Below are 21,045 nucleotides of genomic sequence, written 5' to 3'. Positions count from 1 at the left end.
AAACAATGGCATTAAGCCGCAGCAACGTTCATCTTTTGTTGATACTAGGAGGATTACAATGAGCAAGAACAAGTTATCGATCGGCATTATCGGAGCGGGAGGCATAGGCAATGTGCATATTGAGACATTCGCCAAAGTGGAGGGAGTCGAAGTAAGAGCTGTCGCGGACGCATATTTACCGCTGGCGCAGCAGAGAGCGGAGGAGCACTCTATTGCAACTGTATATGCTGACCCGCAAAAGCTGCTGGAGGACGACAGCATCGACGCCGTTTCCATATGCGTCCCAAATCAATATCATGCGCCGCTTGCGATAGAAGCGCTTAAGCGCGGCAAGCATGTGCTGCTGGAGAAGCCGATGGCCATCGATTCCGAATCCGCCCGTGCTATCGTTGCGCAGGCGGAGCAATCCGGCAAAGTCGTAATGCTGGCCCATCAGATGAGATGGAGAGGGCTAAGCCGCGCTGTTTTGCAGCGTATCCAAAATGGGGATGTCGGGCGCATTTACAACGCCAAAACAGGCTGGATGCGGAAAAAAGGCATTCCAGGCTGGGGCTCCTGGTTTACGCAAAAGGATCAATCCGGAGGCGGCCCGCTGATCGATATTGGCGTTCATATGCTGGACTTGTCCCTCTATTTGATGGGCAATCCGAAGCCGGTATCGGTATACGGCTCCACTTATGCGGAGTTTGGGCCGAATAAGGAAGGGATCGGCACCTGGGGAACTCCGAATTGGGAGGGCCGATATGATGTGGAGGACCTTGCATCCGCTTTGATCAAGCTGGAGGACGGAGCAACGTTGTCGCTAGACGTCAGCTGGGCGGCCCATTCCGCAGGTTTGCCGGAAGCTCCGTTTATTCATTTGATGGGAACTAGAGGCGGCGTCGCCATTGTTGGCGAAAAAGCCTTTTACGTCACTCATACGGAAGAGGGAGTGACGGAAAGCGAAATCGAGCCGCTGGATGGCGAAGAAGATCGCGTTTTGATGGCGGAGCACTTTGTATCCTGCGTTCTGGAAGGGAAGGAACCTATCGCTTCGGCGATGTCCGGCTATACGAACAACCGTATTTTGGATGCAATCTACGAGTCGTCGCGCACGGGCGGCGAAGTGAAGCTGAGCTGGCGGTAGCAAGCGGAGCCGTGGGACATCGCGTCAAAATGCTATAGAGTGAACAAAACTCCGGGAAAGCGGACTGGTCTCTTGCTCCCGGAGTTTTTTTGCGGCATTGCCCCTTTGGCAGGTACAAAGATGAGATTAAGTTCAACTTCTGGCGGCAACCTGTGATATAATAGTTCGAGAATATGCGATTTTGGTATAAAGGACGGGATATTGAACATGATTAGCACAAGTGGCATTACGCTTCGTTACGGGAAGCGAGCGCTTTTTGAAGATGTAAATATTAAATTTACGCCGGGCAACTGCTACGGCCTTATCGGTGCGAACGGCGCCGGCAAATCGACTTTCCTGAAAATTCTTTCCGGCGAAGTGGAGCAATCGTCGGGAGACGTTCATATTACGCCGGGCGAGCGCCTTGCTGTGCTCAAGCAGAACCATTATGAATACGACGGGTTCAAAGTGTTGGAAACGGTCATTATGGGCCACAAAAAGCTGTATGAAGTTATGAAAGAGAAAGATGCGCTTTACGCTAAAGCAGACTTTACCGATGAAGACGGCATGCGTGCGGGCGAGCTTGAAGCTGAGTTTGCCGACATGAACGGCTGGGAAGCGGAGTCGGAAGCGGCGGAAATGCTGAACGGTCTCGGTATCGGCACGGATTTGCATGATAAGCATATGTCGGAACTGGGCGGCAACGAAAAGGTACGCGTTTTGCTTGCGCAAGCTTTGTTTGGTTCTCCTCACATTTTGCTGCTCGATGAGCCTACCAACCATTTGGACATCGAATCGATTCGCTGGCTGGAAGATTTCTTAGCTAAATATGAAGGCACCGTTGTCGTAGTCAGCCATGACCGTCACTTCTTGAATACGGTTTGTACGCATATCGCGGACATCGACTTTGGCAAAATTCAAATGTATGTCGGCAACTACGACTTCTGGTACGAGTCCAGCCAGCTTGCTCTTACGCTTATGCGTTCCGAGAACAAGAAAAAGGAAGACAAAATTAAAGAGCTTCAAGCGTTTATTCAGCGCTTCAGCGCCAACAAATCGAAATCCAAGCAAGCGACTTCCCGTAAGAAGCTTCTGGACAAAATTACGCTGGACGACATTCGTCCGTCCAACCGCAAATATCCGTTCATCCTGTTCAAAGGCGAGCGCGAGGCGGGCAAGCAGCTTCTCCTTGTTGAAGGGCTAACGAAATCGATCGAAGGCGAAAAGCTGTTTGACAACTTGACGATTACGATCAATAAAGGCGACAAAATCGCTTTTGTCGGTCCTAACGGCTTGCCGAAAACGACGTTTTTCCAACTCATAGCAGGCGAAGTGGAAGCCGACGCGGGCACGTATTCGTGGGGCGTAACTACAACTCGCGCATATTTCCCGAAAGACAACACCGCTTATTTTGAAGGCGTTGATATGAACTTGGTAGAGTGGCTGCGCCAATATTCCAAAGACCCGGACGAAACGTTCCTGCGCGGCTTCCTTGGCCGCATGCTGTTCTCCGGCGACGACGCGATGAAAAAGGCGAGCGTATTGTCCGGTGGCGAGAAAGTTCGCTGCATGCTTTCCAAAATGATGCTGGAAGGCGCAAACGTGTTTATTTTGGATGAGCCGACGAACCATTTGGATCTTGAGTCCATTACGGCGCTGAACAATGGTCTGATCGATACGGAATGTACGATTCTGTTCACTTCGCATGACCATCAGTTCGTTCAAACGGTTGCAAACCGCATTATCGAATTTACTCCTAACGGTGGAGTCATTGACCGTATGATGACATACGATGAATATTTGGAGAGCGCCGAAGTGAAAGAAATTCGCGAGCGCTTGTACTCCGTATAAGCCATCGTTTCAGTGAATGGAGCTAAAGAACGTTTCGGGAGAAATCCTGGAGCGTTCTTTTTTTAGGTATAGGACTGGGCGTCAGGCGGAGATAATGATCTAGATAAGGGAACTTCGGTTTTGCAACCGCTTGATGATTTGGCGTTTTGTGGCTTAGCCGCTTATTTTGGCTCTTGTCCTACTCTTTTGCCCTTGTGCATAAAAGTGCGCATAGGGTCAACACTGTTTCTCTAGACCCACACGGGATCGGTCGGGTATGATACCGATAGACGTTTTCTAGTAGTTGGCAGGAGGGCATGACTTGACACAGTATGATGATATTAAACAGGGTGAAAAAGGCGCTTGGGTAAGCATTGCCGCTTATCTGGTCCTATCCGCACTGAAGCTTGGAATCGGTTATTGGTTTGTTTCAGGAGCGCTCGTCGCAGACGGCTATAACAATTTAACGGATATCGTCGCATCGGTGGCGGTCCTTATCGGGCTGCGCATTTCGCAAAAACCACCCGACAAAGACCATCCATACGGCCATTTTCGCGCGGAGACGATTGCAGCGTTAGTCGCTTCTTTTATTATGGCGAGCGTAGGCTTGCAGGTGCTTATTTCGGCGGTGAAATCGTTGTTTGCGGATAATCATGCGACGCCGAACCTGATAACGGCTTGGGTCGCTTTATTTGCAGCTGTGTGTATGGCTGGCGTTTACGTCTACAATAGCAGGCTGGCCCGCAAAATTAACAACCAAGCATTGCTTGCGGCGTCCAAGGACAATCTCTCCGATGCGCTTGTCAGTACAGGCGCAGCAGTCGGCATTATTGGAGCGCAGTTCGGCATGCCATGGCTTGATCCCGTGGCGGCGTTAGTCGTTGGCGTCATTATTTGCAAAACGGCGTGGGAAATCTTTTATAGCTCCACTCATGCTTTGACAGACGGCTTCGACGAAAAGGAGCTTACGACACTTAGGGCGACCATCGCCAAAACAAAAGGCGTACAAACAATTAAAGACATTAAGGCACGGGTTCACGGCAGCCACGTGCTTGTAGATGTTATCGTGCAAGTGGACCCTGAGCTTACGCTGATCGAAAGCCATCGAATATGCGACGAAATCGAGCGGAGAATGGGACGGAAGCATAATATTATGAGCGTGCATGTCCATGTGGAGCCGCTGGACGGACCGATTCCGGCTACATAAACCGGCTCTTAATCGCAAAAAAGGCTGTTCCGGCAGTTGGTAATTGACACCAATCGCAAGGCTGTTTTACGAAAATGAGTCTTTAGTCCCGATCCCCTTATGAGAAAGAGTTAATGACAGATGAGAGGATGCTCATCTTACCAATCCAAGCGGAAGCTGGAAAATTGAATATTTAACTAAACAAAATGAGGCGTCTCCATCGTTGGAGGCGCCTTTTATTAATTTTTTCTTAGCATTTTTATGTAATTCCATACTCCCAAGTTGCGGTTTCCCATTTAGGAACAACGGTCGATGCTTGTCCTAACCGGCAAGCTTACAATGGGTTCAGCGCCGATAACCGGCACAGAAACAGCAACTACATCATGGGAGGCGTATTCGATGAAAAATACGATGAAAAACAAAGTCGCAACCGTCACGATTACGGCAGCTCTATTATTAAGCTCTGCAGCCGTATTGCCGGCACCGGCAGCTTATGCCGCACAATCTGCGGAAGTGACGTGGGGAGTCAACATGCGAACCGCTCCGTCTGCAAGCAGCACAGTCGTCCGCATGCTCAAAAAAGGCGAAAGCATATCGATTATGGAAGAAGCGTCCAGCGGCTGGTATAAAGTAAGCGATGCAAGCGGCAAAACGGGTTATATTTCTTCCTCGTCCAAATATACAAAAGTGAATGCTGCTACAAGCGGCGGGGGCTCCGCGGGGACTGGCTCCACTCCTTCGACTCCAGAAGTGTCAGCTCAAACGGGAGTGGTCAAAAAGTCGGTTTCGTTCCGCACAGGTCCGTCGACTTCGGCGGAAAGAATGCGTTATTTGAAAGCGGGAGAAACCGTTCAAATTTTAGGGAAGCCAAGCGGAAGCTGGTATGAGGTGCAAGATTCCAAAGGCGTTAAAGGCTTTGTATCGAGCTCCGCGCAATATGTAACCGTTAGCGGCGAGGTAACAGGCGGCACTGGCGGCTCCGGCTCGGGAAGCGGCGGCAACGGCTCCACAGGGGGCGGTACTAGCTCTTCCGGTTCCGGCAATTCCTCAACTGAGCAAGGGAATCCTTCTACTTCAACAAATGCATCTGTGGAGAAGGTGATTGCGGCTGGCATGAAATATTTAGGTACGCCATATGAGTTTGGCTCCAACCGAAACACAACTACAACGTTTGACTGCTCCGATTTTATAAGAACGGCATTTAAAGATGCGCTTGGCATTACACTGCCTGCCGATTCTAGGCAGCAGGGCGACTATGTCAAGAAAAAAGGTAACGTCACGACGGATATTAGCAAGCTTAAGCGCGGAGACCTTATGTTCTTTATGTCTTATAACGGGACAAGCTCTTCCGCTTACAGCAGCGCAAATAAAGCCAACGCTAAAATTACGCATGTCGGCATTTACCTCGGAGACGGGCAAATTCTTCATACGTACTCCAAAGAAAGCGGCGGCGTAAGAACAAACAGCATCGCAGGCACTCATTGGGAGAAACGTTTCCTCTTCGGCGGAAGTGCCCTTTAGAGCGATGATTCTAAACTTAATAGGTTGAACAAGTAATGGCCCTAGTCCAAAGTTTCTTTGGATTAGGGCCATCTCATTTTGATGATGGCATTAAAAAAACCAGCCAATGACTCAAAGTCAACGACTGGCTTAATAATTGCGGTATGCATGTTTTAGATATCGCTTCTAACTTCGGCAGCATCCGATGCAAGGACGGGAGCAGCTTTCGTTGTATCATTCTCCGCCTCTTGTGCTTGTTTTCTTTTGCGTATTCGGCTCCGGATAAATAGAAACAGAATGATCAACGGAACTCCGCCGGCAAAAATATAAAGCGAAACATCTTTCACCATCGATTCGGCAGCGCGGCCGTAAAAATAAAACAACGCGCCCACCGCGTAAAACTTAACGGCGCGGCCGAGAGCGGCATAAGCCATGAGCCGCCAGAGCGGAAAGTTCAAGCAGCCGGACAAAATCGTAAATACTTTAAATGGAATAGGGGTAAAAGACCCGATTAATATGGCGGCTTCGCCATTTTTCTGAAACCTTTGCGTTGCGGCGTCGATCCATTCCGGCTTAAGGAAACGGTACAACACCGACTTGCCCATGACTTTGCCTAAAAAGTAGCCTACAGGAGTTCCTATCAAACAGGCAATATATCCAATGGTTGCCAGCCAGAGGGCTGTGGCAGGATTCGCAATGCTTAGCGTTACTTGTAGGAAAAAAGCCGGAATCGGGAAGATGACTGCGTCCAGAAAAGAATGAATGACCAATCCCCAGGGGCCATAATCCTTCAAAAAATCGATGATAGCTTGAAACATTAAGTAGGCTCCTTTTTGTTCAACTTACCCGTTAAGTAAGTATAGCACACAGTTGATGGTTCGTCGTCTTGAGGAATAGGACGTAAGTCACATTTCGTAAGTGTGGCGTCTGGATGAGTCAGTAAAAAGGGCTAGCAACACCCATAACTAGAAGTACGGACGAAAAGGGCGATGGTTTCAAAAAAATGATGCCGATGCAGAGCATAAAACAGCCGCAAGCCTTGAATGGGCTTGCGGCTGTTTGCCATTTAATCGCGTATTTTACGGCGGGAAACTCCGCTTTGCTGTGCGGCGGCGATTACTCTCCGCTTCACTTCATCGACCACTTTCGCATTGAATACGCTTGGAATAATATACATGCGATTAAGCTCGTCTTCGCTAATAACGGAGGCGATGGCTTCGGCAGCGGCCAGCTTCATCTCTTCGTTAATATAGGAAGCTCTGGCGTCGAGCGCACCCCGGAAAATGCCCGGGAAGCAGAGGACGTTATTGATTTGGTTCGGATAATCGGATCGGCCGGTCGCAAATACGCCGACGATATCTTCAATCAGCTCCGGACGGATTTCCGGCTCAGGATTCGCCATCGCAAATACAATCGGCTCCGGGGCCATGCTGAGCACATGCTCGCGTGTCAACAAGCGTCCTGCCGAAACACCGATAAAGACGTCCGCACCCTCCAGCGCTTCTTTCAAACCGCCTTTTTGCTTTTCAGAGTTTGTGTTGTCCGCATACCATTGCCACATCGCGTTTTCATACGTCTCGTCCGCATTCAAAATGCCAGCTCTGTCGACCCCTACAATATGTTGCGCTCCTCCGGCAAGCAGCATTTTCGTACAGGCTGTACCCGCAGCGCCGATCCCGCATACAACGATTCGCGCATCGCTAAGGTTGCGGCCCGTTACCTTGAGCGCATTAAGCAAACCTGCGTAAAGAACGACGGCTGTTCCATGCTGGTCGTCGTGGAATACTGGAATGTCCAGCTCGGCACGCAGACGCTGTTCGATTTCGAAGCAGCGCGGAGCGGAGATGTCCTCCAGATTGATGCCGCCGAAAGCTGGAGCGATCTGCTTCACAGCGGCGATGACTTCTTCGGTATCTTGTGTATCCAGGCAGATAGGGAAAGCGTCGACATCGGCAAATTGCTTGAACAGCAGCGCTTTGCCTTCCATTACCGGCATTGCGGCGTAAGGGCCGATATTGCCGAGTCCGAGAACGGCGCTTCCGTCGGAGACGACGGCGACCGTATTCCGTTTAATGGTTAGCGTATGAGCTTTGGACGGCTCCGCAGCAATGGCTTGGCAAACCCGGGCGACATCCGGAGTATAAACTCTGGACAAGTCGTCGCGGTTTTGGATCGGCGTTTTGGGCTGGATCGTAATTTTACCGCCCAGGTGAAGAAGGAATGTTCGGTCGGATATGTGAAGAACCTTTATTCCCGGAAGCGTAGCGATCGCCTCCGACAGACGCTCCGCCGCGCCTGGTTCTGTTATTTTAACCGTGATGTCCCGGATGCTTTTGTTCTTATCCGTATGTATAACGTCAATCGCTACAACGTCGCCTTTTAACGCTTCGATCGCGGTCGCGGCTTTGCTGAATTGAGCCAGCGCCGTGTCGATTTCGAGCCTTATAATAATCGTTTTCCCGTCAGTCATATGTGTTTGCATGATGTCAATCTCCCTTCAAGTGTATATGTCTGAAAAGCTCACCTTGCCCGAGTATCCAAAAAGCAAAGCCGTCACTGCATAAGCTGCAGAACGGCCTTTGGACATTTTAGAGGGTCGTATTGCTCATTGCGCTTTTGTAGGAGCTGTTCTCTAAATAAAGCCATTTGCTCCCTGTTGTGAATGAGCTGAAACCATCTGTCTACGGTATCGTTGGAATCCAGCATTTCCCCAAATCCGTTATGTATGAAGTATTCGCAATTTTCTTCTTCCTGACCCGGAATCGGCTCGTAAAACAGCATAGGCAGTCCTTTGCTCATGCCTTCGGTGCAAGTCATTCCCCCAGGTTTGGTTACTAACAGGTCGGCTGCATCCATCAGCTTATGTACATCGCGAGTGTAGCCCATAATTCGAATGTTCGGATGCTGGAACATAGGGTCGGCGAGCATCTTTTCCTTCATGGCCTCGTTGGAGCCGACGCAAAAAATGAGCTGCGTGCTCTCCCGCCATTTGGTCATGTAGGATAAAGCATTGTCTTCATATAAAATGCCCCAGCCGCCACCCATCACAAGCACGGTCGGCATGTCGGACAAGCCGTATTCCTCGCGAACCGTCTCCTTGGGACTAGGCTTCCAAAAGTTTGGATGGATCGGAATGCCCGTCACTTCCACGCGGCCGGGAGCAATGCCTTTTTCCTCGAGCCGGGCTTTGACGACCGAAGAGGAAACCAAATATTGATTCACATTAGGGCTGACCCAAGAGCCGTGCGCGTCGTAATCGGTGATAAGCGTATATAAAGGAACGTCGAGACCGAGCCTCTTCAGCCTTGCCACCACCATATTCGGGACGGGATGCGTGCAGACGATCAATTCCGGTTTAAGCTGGGCGATGACCTGCGCAGTCTGCATATAGAACACCCGGTGAAGCGCATACTGTGCCAAACGGTTAGTCGGCCTTTTGTAATTGCTGCGATACATAAACCCTACCATTTTAGGCTGAGAACTAACCGTCTTGCGATAGGCGGATACGATCAAGGGACCGAGCACGGGGTTCAAAAATTTTCCTAATTCGATCACCTTGGCGGAAATAGTCGGACATAGCTGTTTAAGTCCCATTGCAAGCGCATAGGCAGCTTGGGTATGGCCTGCGCCAAACCCCTCCGAGAGCAACAGCACTCTCTTCTTGCGCATATTCTCACCTACTTTTCTATTTCCATATTACTTCGCATGTCAGGTGAACACAAGCTTATAAGTGAGGGTTGCCAATAAAATAAGGTTCATTTACAGTATTCTCATAAATGGTAAAAGCAAATATACGGATTGCCATCATAAAGAAAATAACGGAGGGGCTAGAGCCATGATGAATACGAACACAGAGTCTTTTGATTTGAAGCCTGGAGATATTGTGAAAGTTGAGGTGCGGTCTGGTCAATATGCAGCGGAACTGCTTGAGCTGAACGGCCCCCGTGCGCTTGTAAAAGTCGTTGCGGTGCTCAAGCATCCGGAGCAGGGTGATTTGCATCAGCCTTACAATCCGGATGCAGCTATGTTCCATGAGCGCCGGGCTTTAAGCTATACGGAAAAAACAAATGTGCTGCTGCGCGACGTAAAGCGATATGTCGGCGAGGTGCCGGATTACAAGGAATCGCTTCGCGCCGCGATAGCAGCGGAGATCGAGTCGCTTGACCGATTGAATAGATGGTCGGCCCAAGGACTGGAGCTGTTAAGACATTTGCAGAAAGATTATCAATAGTTGGTTCTTTAATTATCGATTATCGGTTGATAAAAGCGGTTTTTAACGTATCCCGGTAAACGACTTGAAGACCAAGCCCTTCGGATAAAGCGGCTAGCGGAATGTAGGTCTTTTTCTCCCCGGGGAACTGGTTCAAGAAAGCGGGGTCCGCATTGAGCGGAACCGTTTTTCCGTCGATGCGAATCGTCTTGGCGCCGATTGTAATGTCAACGGTCCGTCCGTCTAATTGAATAGAAGCCGTTTGCGTCTTGGCGTTCCAAGTCCGCTTCGCTCCGATGGCGTCGGTAATGTCCGCAATCGAAATGAACGTGCGCCCTTTGCGAATGGTCGGCGCATACTTGGTTACAATTTCTTTGCCGCCGACTACGACGGAAATCGGTACATTCGGCTTGCGCTCTTGCACCTTTTTGTAAGCGCCCCAAAGCGGCTCCGTGTAAGCTGCGCCAAGCTGCGCGTAGCCTGCACGCGTCGGATGAGAGTCAGGATCCGGCTTGCCCTCGCTGTCTGTTGCATTGATGCTTGTATAGGAAAGAATGCTTTTTTCGATGGCGGATGCCGCGTCGGCGATTTTGACGTCCAGCCCTTGCTTTGCGTATTTGCTCACGACATCCTGAAGCTGTGCGAGCAGATTCTTCTGCCCGTTGACTAGAAACTGAGCCGTTGAATTCGGAATCAGATATGTAATTTGTCCGTTTACGGTCAGAAACGGCACCGGCAAATATTGATTGGCAATGACGACTTCGGCTTTAGGCTGAAGCTTCTGAATCGCAGCAAAAGTGGAATCCAATTGTTTGGCGTAGTTGGCGATCAGATCAGAGAAAAAAACGGAAAGTTCATCTTGTGCAGCTTTGGGAGATGCGGCGAAATCCGTATTCGCGTTCATTTTGGCCAGCAATTGCAAAAAGTCATTGCCGCCGATGGAAACGAGTACGAGCTCAGCCTCCCTCATTTCTGATCCGAGCTTATCCGTTGCCTTAAAAAACGATTCCGCGCGAGGATCTGCAAGGCTGGCTTGAATATCGGACTTCGTGACCGTTTTACCGGCTTCCGCAGCCAGGAGCCATTTGCTCAGCCCTTCGGACTTCAGCCCCAAAATGCCGAAATTGCTGTATTCGGCGCGATAGCCTTGAAACAATGCCTGCTCATACACATGCTCGCCGAAGCCGTAAGGGACGGACTTCTCCGTAAAACCATGCTCATAACCCGCGGCGATGGAATCTCCCAATACGACGATATCATAGCTGCTGCTCGCTCCGGCCGCAGGCGCTTCCGCTTTAACGAGCGATACGCTCGTGGCTTGCAGCAAACAGCCGGCGATGACGGCGGCTGCCGCAGCTCGTCCTAGCGTTTTCCTTAAATTACTATACAATGCCAACACATCCTTTTGATAAAATAGATAAAAATGAAAGACTTGTCCTTTCGATTCCTCTGCACACGATCTGCCGCCCGCGAAACAATCCTTATCGCAATTATAAAAATATTAAATTGATTCCGATTTGCCCTAATGTTAAAATCATATAATAATCGCTTAGCAACGGTAGATGGCATAAGGAACGGCAAGGAGCAGGCCGCAGTGCCTCGCCCCCTACCATTCTATGATAATACTAGCCAAAAATGAAGCCAATTAAGTGATCAAGCCGGTTTATTTTCAATTCTACATTGCTTACCCAAAAATCTTCTGATAGAAAGGTTGCGCACAATGAAAGAAAATATTTTGGGATTGCCGCCTAAGCAAGGACTTTATGACCCGCAAAACGAGAAAGATGCTTGCGGAATGGGCTTTGTAGCCAGTATTAAAGGAGTAAAATCTCATAAGGTGATCCGTCAGGCGTTGTCTTTGCTCGAAAATATGGAGCATCGCGGCGGTCAAGGCAGCGAGCCGAACACCGGGGACGGAGCGGGTATTCTGCTTCAAATCCCACATGCGTTTTTCTCTGCAGAATTGAAAGAACAGGGTATTCAGCTTCCGGCTGAAGGGGAATATGCCGTAGGCATGATCTTTATGCCGCAAGAGGAAGCTGCAAGAGTCGCGATTGAACGCGAGCTTGCGAGCATCATTGCGGAGGAGAAACAGTCGTTGATCGGATGGCGCACCGTCCCGACAAACGATGCCAAACTGGGCAAATCTGCTCTTGCTGTTAAGCCATATGTTCGCCAAGTGTTTATCGGCAAAAACGGAGAGCTGAAAGATACGCTTGCTTTTGAGCGCAAGCTGTACGTCATCCGCAAGCGCGCTGAACTGGCTATTCGCTATGCTGGCAAAGAAGGCGGAAACATGTTCTATTTCTCCAGCCTGTCTACGAAAAAGATCGTGTACAAAGGAATGCTTACGACGGAGCAAGTCAATGACTTTTATTTGGACCTGCAGCAGGAATCTGTTGTTTCTGCTATTGCTTTAGTGCATTCCCGTTTTAGTACGAACACGTTCCCAAGCTGGGAGAGAGCTCACCCGTTCCACTACTTGATCCATAACGGCGAGATCAATACGCTGCGCGGCAACGTTAACTGGATGCATGCGCGCCAAACTTTGTTTGCGACAGAATTGTTTGGAGACGATCTTGAAAAAATAAAGCCGGTTATTAACCCGGACGGCTCTGATACGGCGATGTTCGACAACACGCTGGAATTCCTTCATTTGTCGGGCCGTTCTTTGCCGCATGTCGCTATGATGATGGTTCCAGAGCCTTGGTCAAACCATGAGAGCATGAGCGATGAGCGCAAGGCGTTTTACGAATACCACAGCACGCTAATGGAGCCATGGGACGGACCGGCAGCGATGGGCTTTACGGACGGTACGCAAATCGGTGCGACACTCGACCGTAACGGTCTTCGTCCGGCGCGCTACTACGTAACCAAAGACGATCATATTATTTTGGGCTCTGAGGCTGGCACGGTTGTTATTCCTCCGGAGGATATCCTGTACAAGGACCGCCTGCGTCCGGGTCGGATGCTTCTGGTCGATACGGCGCAAGGCCGGATCATTTCCGACGAGGAAGTAAAAGCGGCGATTGCGGCTGAACATCCGTACCGCGATTGGCTTGACGAGCATCTGGTCGGCCTCGATGATTTGCCGGAAGCGAAGGAGCTGCCGGACCCGAGCCACGATACGGTACAGCAGCGCCAGCAAGCTTTCGGCTACACGTTCGAAGACATTCGCAAAGTGCTGGAGCCGATGGCGGGCAGCGGGATGGAACCGATCGCTTCCATGGGCTACGACGCTCCGCTGGCGGTATTGTCGGAGAGACCGCAGCGCTTGTACAACTATTTCAAGCAGCTGTTTGCGCAAGTAACGAACCCGCCGATCGACGCGATCCGCGAGGAAATCATTACGTCGACCGCAACGACAATCGGACCGGAGCGCAACTTGCTGAATCCGGAGCCGGAGAGCTGCCGTCATATCAAGCTGGAAACTCCAATTTTGTCCAACGAGCAATTTGCGAAATTGCGCCACATTCGCCGCGAAGGCTTCAAGTCCATTACGCTGCCTATTTTCTTCACGGCAAGCGAAGGGGAAGAAGGTTTGCGCTCTGCGCTGAAAGGCATGTGCGAGGCGGCGGACCGTGTCATTGCGAAAGGCCACAACATTCTAATCTTGTCCGACCGCGGCGTCGACAAGGAGAATGCGGCTATTCCGGCGCTGCTGGCTGTATCGGCGCTGCATCACCATTTGATTCGCCAAGGCACGCGTACGAAAGTAGGCATCATGCTGGAATCCGGCGAGCCGCGCGAAGTGCATCACTTTGCTCTGCTTCTCGGTTACGGCGTCAATGCTATCAATCCGTATCTGGCGTTCGAATCGCTTGACGACATGATCAAGCAAGGAATGCTCAGAGGCGTAACGCATGACAAAGCGGTCAAAAACTTTATTAAAGCGGCTACCAAAGGCGTCGTAAAAGTATTGTCCAAAATGGGCATCTCCACGATCCAGTCTTATCGCGGCGCTCAAATTTTCGAAGCGGTCGGCTTGCGCGAAGACGTGATCAACGAATACTTTACGTGGACTCAGTCCCGCATCGGCGGCATCGGCCTCGACGTAATCGCGGAAGAAGCGCTTAAGGCGCATAACCGTGCTTTTGCCGAGCAAGAGGGCTCCGAGAAGGAACTGGACTCCGGCGGCGATTATCAATGGCGCAAAGACGGCGAAGACCATCTGTATACGCCGCAAACGATTCATACGCTGCAAATGGCATCCCGTGCCAATGACTATAAACTGTACAAAAAGTTTTCGTCCCTTATCCAAGGGGAAAACAAAAAACATCTTACGCTTCGTTCTTTGATCGATTTCAAAAAAGATGGAGTATCCGTGCCGCTTGAAGAAGTGGAATCGATTGAATCCATCGTGAAACGGTTCAAAACGGGTGCGATGTCGTTCGGCTCCATCAGCAAGGAAGCGCATGAGAGCCTTGCGATTGCGATGAACCGTTTGGGCGGAAGATCCAATACGGGCGAAGGCGGCGAAGATCCGGCGCGCTTTATTTTGGACAGCAACGGCGATTCCCGCCGCAGCGCGATCAAGCAGGTCGCTTCGGGACGTTTCGGCGTAACGAGCCATTATTTGGTCAACGCGGACGAGATTCAAATCAAAATGGCGCAAGGCGCAAAACCGGGCGAAGGCGGACAGCTGCCTGGCCTGAAAGTATACCCTTGGGTTGCGGAAGTGCGCGGATCGACGCCTGGCGTAGGTCTCATTTCGCCTCCACCGCATCATGATATTTATTCGATTGAAGATTTGGCTGAACTTATTCATGACTTGAAAAATGCCAACCCTCGCGCAAGCATCAACGTCAAGCTTGTGTCCGAGGTAGGCGTAGGCACAATTGCGGCAGGCGTTGCAAAAGGACGCGCGGACATTATTATGGTCAGCGGTTACGACGGCGGCACGGGCGCATCCCCGATGGGCTCGATCCGTCATGCGGGACTTCCGTGGGAGCTTGGACTTGCAGAGACGCATCAAACGCTGATGCTGAACAATTTGCGCGACCGGGTTACTCTCGAAACCGACGGTAAAATGATGAACGGCCGCGACGTCGCTATTGCGGCACTGCTCGGCGCGGAAGAATACGGCTTCTCGACGGCTCCGCTTATCGTGCTTGGCTGTATCATGATGCGCGTATGTCAATTGGATACTTGTCCGGTTGGCGTTGCGACGCAAAATCCAGAGCTTCGCAGCAAATTTATGGGCGATCCGTCCCATGTCGTGAACTACCTGCGCTTTATTGCGGAGGAAATGCGCGAAATTATGGCAGAGCTTGGCTTCCGTACGATCGAGGAGATGGTAGGACGCGTCGATCGTCTGGAAATGAAGCAGCTTAAGGATCATTACAAAGCTAAAGGACTTGATCTTTCCAGCCTCTTGTACGAAGCGGATGTGGAAGAGGGCGCTAAACGCTACAAAGTCCAGCAGCAAAACCATGGGCTGGAGCTTTCGATTGACATGCAGCAGCTCGTTCCTCTTGCGCAGCCTGCGCTTGAGAAGGGCGAGAGCGTTCGCGGCTCGTTCCCGATCTTGAATACAAACCGCGTAGTCGGCACCATTCTTGGCTATGAGGTGACAAGCCGATACGGGGCAAAAGGATTGCCGGAGGATACGATTTGGTATCACTTCGTTGGTACGGCGGGACAAAGCTTTGGCGCATTCGTGCCAAAAGGAATTACCTTGTCCATCGAAGGCGATTCCAACGACTACTTCGGCAAAGGCTTATCCGGCGGCAAGATCATTGTTGCTCCGTCGCCTAAAGCGACTTTTGCAGCTGAGGAAAACATCATTACCGGCAACACGGCCCTGTATGGCGCAACTGGCGGTCAGGCGTATATCCGCGGCATCGCGGGCGAGCGGTTTGCGGTGCGGAACAGCGGCGCGAGCGTTGTCGTTGAGGGCGTGGGCGATCACGGCTGCGAATATATGACGGGCGGACGCGTTGTCATTCTCGGTTCGACGGGCCGCAACTTCGGTGCGGGCATGTCGGGCGGCGTCGCTTACGTTTATGACGATAAGGGCGAATTCTACAACCATACGAATTTGGAAATGATTCTTCTGGAGCGTGTGGAAGAGGAGTCTGATATCGGGGAGCTTCGCGGCATGATTGAAAGCCATGTTCAATATACAGAAAGCGCGGTTGGTGAGCGCATCTTGAACGATTGGGAAGCGTCGCTTGCGAAATTTGTAAAAATCATCCCTAAAGATTACAAGCGGATGCTGGAGCAAATCCGTAAAGCGGAAGACAGCGGTTTGCAAGGCGGAGACGCTTTGCTTGCAGCTTTCGAAGCGAACAAGCGCGAACTCGCGCGCACTGGCGGCAAATAATTGATAATCATCCCGTAACGGGGGGAATTAATCCCCTGTTGCGGGATTTTGTCATTTAACGGCCTCACATAAAGGCAGGGCACCCATTTAGGAGAGGCATGCTCTCTCGGCATTATCTAATCCTTTCATCTACCGGCCGCTTCATAGCGTATATTGACATGTTTTGCTAAAATAAGAGGATGTCATGAATGCGTGAAGGGAGCGGACATATGGCTAGAAATGCCGAACGGGACAGAATCCAGCGCGTGGAAAGGCAGCAGCAAATATTGGATGCCGCCAAAGAAATCTTTACGCTAAGGGGAGTCGCTGCAGCCAAAATGAGCGATATAGCGGCTCATGCGGGGGTTAGCCACGGCAGCGTTTATACTTATTTTGCTTCGAAAGAAGAATTGCTTAGCGCGATGGTGCTTCAAGGACAAAGCGGTTACACTCTTTTATTGCGTGAGATGAAGCTCCAGCCGGGAGATGCTATTGAAAAGTTGAAGTGGCTGATCCATAAGTTTTTGCTGAGAGAAAAATCGGATATGACTTATTGGGTCGTTTTGCAGGCACAGGCGACGGATGTGCTTTCTTCGGGGGTGCGGGAACAAATTCAAAGGAACGTGCTTGCCAATCGGGATTTAATTATCGAAGTGATTGAGGAAGGGCAGAAGGCAGGATGTATCGCCGAATGGGACTCTACCGAGCTCGCTACCATTTTTATTACGGCGTTTCACAATATGGCGTTATGGCCGATTCGCGGCTTTGGCAAGCCGGAAGTTACGGTTGTTGGGCCGCTGCTTAAGCTTTTGCAGCCATCATTCCTAAAATAGAAAAAAATGGTTGACAGCTAGAGGGGTAACAGTTATGATCGTAACACAGGAACAACCTGATTGAAAAGTCAGTTTGTGAATGCGATAACGGAATAAGGATGAACTGGTCCACCAGAGATTCTTCGGCAGCTTGCGCGCAGCGGCTGGAAGAATCTTTTTTTATTCTTTAATTCCTACTATTCGCATGCGATTTTAAGTAAATCTTACAATTTCAATAGAAGAGGAGAGGGTAATGATGAGTGCAAAGGTAGAGCAAGACGCTAAGTCTTTGGAGGTTGTTCAAATCGGAGGTCGTGTCGGGGCGGAAGTAAAAGGAATTCAATTATCGGGGGCGATTAGCGACGAAGAGATTGGCGTCATTCGCAGCGCGCTTTTGAAGCATAAAGTGTTATTTTTCCGCAATCAGAACCATTTGGACGACAACGGGCAAGAGGCGTTTGCGGATTTGCTTGGCGAGCCGTTCGCCCATCCAACGGTAAAAACGAAAGAGGGAAGCCGGTACATATTGGAACTGGACTCCCATCATGGAGGGCGCGCGAATGCGTGGCATACGGATATTACATTTATCGATGCGTACCCAAGCGCCTCTATTCTACGCTCTGTAACGATCCCAGCCTCGGGCGGCGATACCGTTTGGGCCAATACGGCGGCCGCCTATGACAGTCTCCCTCCTGAATTGCAGGAGCTTGCCGATAAGCTATGGGCGGTACATACGAATCTTTACGATTATGCCGCAAGGCAGCCGGGGGCTACTCCGGAGGCAGTCAAACATTATCAGCAAACGTTTGCGTCAACGGTTTATGAGACGGAGCATCCGGTTGTGCGCGTTCATCCCGAAACGGGAGAGAAATCTCTGGTCCTTGGCTCGTTTGTCAAACGAATATTGGGTGTATCGTCTAGCGAATCGGCGAGGCTGTACGATCTTTTCCAAAGCCATGTGACCAGTTTGGAAAATACGGTACGTTGGCGCTGGGCGGAAGGAGACGTCGTCATTTGGGACAACCGGGCGACCCAGCATATTGCGGTAAATGACTATGGCGATCAGCACCGCGTAGTACGGCGCGTTACGCTAGCGGGCGAAGTGCCTGTAAGCATAGACGGCAAAAACAGCACAACCTATTTGAAAGTGCCGAATGCAAGCGCATAAGCATCTGTTTGACCCATTTCAAGGTAAAGACTGACTTAGACTGACTTCAAGGCAAGGAGGGCGGCTCGGATGTACTATAACCCAAAACGAAAAAATCGGACTTTATTTACCGTATTCATGGTCATTATGTTCGCCATTTTATTGGCCGCTTGCAGCGAAAGTGCCGCTCCGGCGAAGCAAAGCGAGCCGGTTACCGTCCACGTTGCGATTAACGGCGGAACCAATCTATTCGCAATCATTAAGGATAAAGGTTGGTTAACCGAAAGCTTTAAGAAGCTGAGCGCAAATGTAGAGTGGAGCGAGTTTCCAAGCGGCCCTCCGCTTCTGGAGTCGCTCGCGGCAGGGCGGGTCGATATTTCCTTGCTGGGGGATGGCGCCGCTTTGCAAGGACAGTCTGCAGGACTTCCCTTCGTCAATATAGGTTTAATTAGCAAAGGAGTGAATTTAAACAGCATTCTTTTGCCGATAGACTCGTCGATTCAAAGTGTTGCCGACTTAAAAGGGAAGCAAATCGCTGTAGCAAAAGGAACGACCTCACATGTATACCTGATTAAGCTGCTGGAGAAAAACGAATTGGCCGAAAGCGACGTGGCCATTGTCAATTTGCAGTACACGGATGGGCTGCCAGCCTTTTTGTCGGGGCAAGTCGACGGTTGGGTGACCGTAGATCCTTTCATTACACAATTGACGCTTGAGAACAAAGCCGTTGTACTCAGCGATGGGGAGGCGAATATATTGGCTCCGGTTACTTTAATTGCACACTCCACCTTTGCGGAAAAACATCCTGAGCTCGTCACAGCGTTTCTGGACGTATATAAGAAAGCTTTAGCTTGGCAAGCGGAACATCTCGATGAGTCTGCCGCTTTGCTCGCCGAAAGCAAAAAGATTCCCGTTCCGATTATGAAAACGGTGCTCAGCGAACAGCATCCGGAGCTGTCTCCTATTTCTGAAGCGGAAATCTCTACTCAACAGGCTTCTGCCGACATTTTGGTGAAAACGGGATTTTTGAAAAAGGAGATTGCTTACGCCGACTACGTGGACAATTCATTTGTAAATGGGCTGGCTGATTAGGCGGCGTACGCAGTGACGACGGAAGCGAGAGCGACGGGAACACGTAAGCGGCTTCTGCAAAGAGGTTCCGAGAACGAACGAGCAGCAGAAACGAGGATGCGCGAGAGGAGCGGCGATGCCGCTCTTCTCGCGCATTCCGGTCTATTTGAATTAAGCGGGAGGTTGTTAGAGTGCAGAGTGCGGAATTGCTGGAAATTATCAATGTTAGCAAAACCTTTCATGCGGAAAACGGTTCGACTCATGTGCTGGAAGGACTCAGGCTATCGGTGAGCCAAGGGGAAATCGTCTCCATTATCGGACCAAGCGGCTGCGGCAAAAGCACGCTGCTTAAAATTGTGGCGGGACTGGATGCCGAAATAGAGGGCGAGGTGCTCATCGAGGGAAAGCGTGTTGTGAAGCCTTCGCAAAATAAAGGGTTTATTTTTCAGGAGCATCGCTTGTTTCCATGGCTGACAGTTGAAAAAAACATCGCGGCAAATCTGTCGCTGCGCGACCCGGAGGTTCGCCGAACGGTAGATGAACTGATCAGGCTCGTAAAGCTGACAGGGTTCGAGAAAGCTTATCCGAAGCAATTATCGGGAGGGATGTCGCAAAGGGTCGCCATTGCGCGGGCGCTGATGCGGAGTCCCAAAGTATTGCTGCTGGATGAGCCGTTTGGCGCGCTGGACGCTTTTACAAGAAGCCATATGCAGGATGCTTTGCTTGATATTTGGCAGAACAATCGGACGACGATGCTGTTTGTCACTCATGATATTGACGAGGCGATATTTCTTGCGAACCGGGTCATTGTGCTCGAAGCCGGGAAGGGCGGAATTAAAGCGACCGTTCCGATCGATCTTCCTTATCCGAGAAATCGGGCAGGAGCTGCGTTTCAGCAATTTAGATCGCTGCTGCTCAGAGCGCTTCAAGATGAAGCGCCGCAAGATAAGGAAAATTGGGAGATTTAACCGAGGTTAGATGGAGAGGAAGATGTTTATGAAAGCAGTAAAGAGTGATAGGCTGCAAGCTTTGCCATTTGGTCAAAAACAAAATAAGCGAATTCTCCGATCCCATTCGGGCCCGCGCCAATTTGTAGGACGCCGTCTTATAATGGGGAGTTTGCTCCCCGTTTTTGTTATTCTCATATGGCAATATTTAAGCGGAACGGGCGTAATGAACGCCGCTTTGTTTCCTGCGCCGACGACTATCGCTGCCGAGTTTTACCGCATCGTGGAAACCGGCGAGCTGTATCCGCATTTGGAAATTAGTGTGAAGCGCGCAATCGTCGGCTTTTTGATTGGGGGGAGCTTAGGTCTGCTAACGGGCGCCGCCGTAGGGATGTTCAAGCGGGTGGAGGAGACGGTTGATCCTGCTGTACAAATGATTCGAACGGTGCCATTGCTGGCGATTACTCCGCTCTTCATTTTATGGTTCGGCTTTGGAGAGCTGTCCAAAGTGCTGTTAATTGCGCTAGGCTCCTTTTTCCCGATGTACGTCAACACCTTTCTTGGCGTTCGCAACGTTGACGCGAAGCTGTTCGACATTGCGCGAGTATTGGAATTTACCCGTACGAAGCAGTTGATTAGGCTAGTGCTCCCTGCGGCTATGCCGAATGTGCTGCTTGGGCTGCGGCTTTCTATTAGCGTCGCATGGCTTGTGCTTGTGGTGGCTGAATTAATGGGTGCCGATCGAGGAGTAGGCTACCTGATTCAAGACGCAAGGACATTTATGCGCACGGAAGTTGTTTTTATTGGAATTATCATTTTTGCCGCAGTCGGCAAACTAACGGACTCGCTTGTCAGGCTGCTCGAGAGAAGGCTTTTAAAGTGGCAGGACAGTTATAAAGGATAGGTTTTGTATTATAATGAACAGGTTTGTCG

The 21,045-nt window shown here is 50.5% G+C and carries 15 protein-coding genes; 11 read left to right on the top strand and 4 right to left on the bottom strand.

All coding sequences use genetic code 11. The features are described 5' to 3' along the window. Positions 1-58 precede the first annotated feature (58 nt). The 4 genes from ACFQZE_RS17770 (at position 59) to ACFQZE_RS17755 (ending at position 5,642) form a co-directional block, all read left to right on the top strand. Positions 59-1,126, top strand: coding sequence for a Gfo/Idh/MocA family protein (locus tag ACFQZE_RS17770; RefSeq protein WP_379359438.1), 1,068 nt, complete (start codon positions 59-61; stop codon positions 1,124-1,126). A gap of 207 nt (positions 1,127-1,333) precedes the next feature. Further along, entirely contained in the window at positions 1,334-2,956 is a 1,623-nt protein-coding gene (locus ACFQZE_RS17765; protein ID WP_379359436.1) for an ABC-F family ATP-binding cassette domain-containing protein, read from the top strand. A gap of 301 nt (positions 2,957-3,257) precedes the next feature. Further along, positions 3,258-4,142, top strand: a complete 885-nt coding sequence (locus tag ACFQZE_RS17760; protein ID WP_379359434.1) for a cation diffusion facilitator family transporter — start codon at positions 3,258-3,260, stop codon at positions 4,140-4,142. A 378-nt stretch (positions 4,143-4,520) separates the two neighbouring features. Continuing rightward, complete coding sequence (locus ACFQZE_RS17755) at positions 4,521-5,642, top strand: C40 family peptidase (RefSeq protein ID WP_379359432.1); 1,122 nt, start codon at positions 4,521-4,523, stop codon at positions 5,640-5,642. Positions 5,643-5,794: 152 nt separating this feature from the next. On the opposite strand, the gene ACFQZE_RS17750 is transcribed toward ACFQZE_RS17755, so the two are convergent. From ACFQZE_RS17750 to ACFQZE_RS17740, 3 genes are all read right to left on the bottom strand, one after another. Continuing rightward, entirely contained in the window at positions 5,795-6,439 is a 645-nt protein-coding gene (locus ACFQZE_RS17750) for a YqaA family protein (RefSeq protein WP_379359430.1), read from the bottom strand. A gap of 248 nt (positions 6,440-6,687) precedes the next feature. After that, positions 6,688-8,103: an NAD-dependent malic enzyme gene (locus ACFQZE_RS17745; RefSeq protein ID WP_379359428.1), complete on the bottom strand. Its 1,416-nt coding sequence runs from the start codon at positions 8,101-8,103 to the stop codon at positions 6,688-6,690. A 71-nt stretch (positions 8,104-8,174) separates the two neighbouring features. Then, the gene (locus ACFQZE_RS17740) at positions 8,175-9,290 is read right to left on the bottom strand and encodes an MGDG synthase family glycosyltransferase (protein WP_379359426.1); all 1,116 of its coding nucleotides are present in this window, start codon (positions 9,288-9,290) and stop codon (positions 8,175-8,177) included. A 166-nt stretch (positions 9,291-9,456) separates the two neighbouring features. On the opposite strand from ACFQZE_RS17740, the gene kapB reads away from it, so the two are divergent. Then, entirely contained in the window at positions 9,457-9,852 is a 396-nt protein-coding gene (gene kapB, locus ACFQZE_RS17735; protein ID WP_379359424.1) for a sporulation phosphorelay system protein KapB, read from the top strand. Positions 9,853-9,871: 19 nt separating this feature from the next. Here the strand turns inward: kapB and ACFQZE_RS17730 are convergent, their stop codons facing one another. After that, a complete protein-coding gene (locus tag ACFQZE_RS17730; RefSeq protein ID WP_379359422.1) occupies positions 9,872-11,221 on the bottom strand; it encodes a stalk domain-containing protein in 1,350 nt (449 codons plus the stop codon). A gap of 330 nt (positions 11,222-11,551) precedes the next feature. Between ACFQZE_RS17730 and gltB the strand changes: the two genes are divergently transcribed. The 6 genes from gltB to ACFQZE_RS17700 all read left to right on the top strand — a co-directional run bounded on the left by gltB (position 11,552) and on the right by ACFQZE_RS17700 (position 21,016). Beyond that, on the top strand, positions 11,552-16,156 hold the full coding sequence (gltB, locus tag ACFQZE_RS17725; RefSeq protein WP_379359420.1) for a glutamate synthase large subunit: 4,605 nt from the start codon (positions 11,552-11,554) through the stop codon (positions 16,154-16,156). 188 nt (positions 16,157-16,344) lie between these two features. Then, entirely contained in the window at positions 16,345-16,968 is a 624-nt protein-coding gene (locus ACFQZE_RS17720) for a TetR/AcrR family transcriptional regulator (protein ID WP_379359418.1), read from the top strand. 235 nt (positions 16,969-17,203) lie between these two features. After that, a complete protein-coding gene (locus tag ACFQZE_RS17715) occupies positions 17,204-18,115 on the top strand; it encodes a TauD/TfdA dioxygenase family protein (RefSeq protein ID WP_379360099.1) in 912 nt (303 codons plus the stop codon). Between the two features lie 69 nt (positions 18,116-18,184). Next, entirely contained in the window at positions 18,185-19,186 is a 1,002-nt protein-coding gene (locus ACFQZE_RS17710; protein ID WP_379359416.1) for an aliphatic sulfonate ABC transporter substrate-binding protein, read from the top strand. 170 nt (positions 19,187-19,356) lie between these two features. Further along, positions 19,357-20,133 carry an ABC transporter ATP-binding protein gene (locus tag ACFQZE_RS17705; RefSeq protein WP_379359414.1) on the top strand — a complete coding sequence of 259 codons (777 nt, stop codon included), beginning with the start codon at positions 19,357-19,359 and terminating at the stop codon, positions 20,131-20,133. A gap of 28 nt (positions 20,134-20,161) precedes the next feature. Beyond that, a complete protein-coding gene (locus tag ACFQZE_RS17700; RefSeq protein WP_379359412.1) occupies positions 20,162-21,016 on the top strand; it encodes an ABC transporter permease in 855 nt (284 codons plus the stop codon). Positions 21,017-21,045 lie beyond the last annotated feature (29 nt).

The organism is Paenibacillus sp. GCM10027627, from assembly GCF_042675505.1.
Taxonomy (GTDB): domain Bacteria; phylum Bacillota; class Bacilli; order Paenibacillales; family Paenibacillaceae; genus Pristimantibacillus.
Note: the sequence above shows the minus strand (reverse complement) of the source record. Positions and strands in the feature narration are given on the sequence as shown.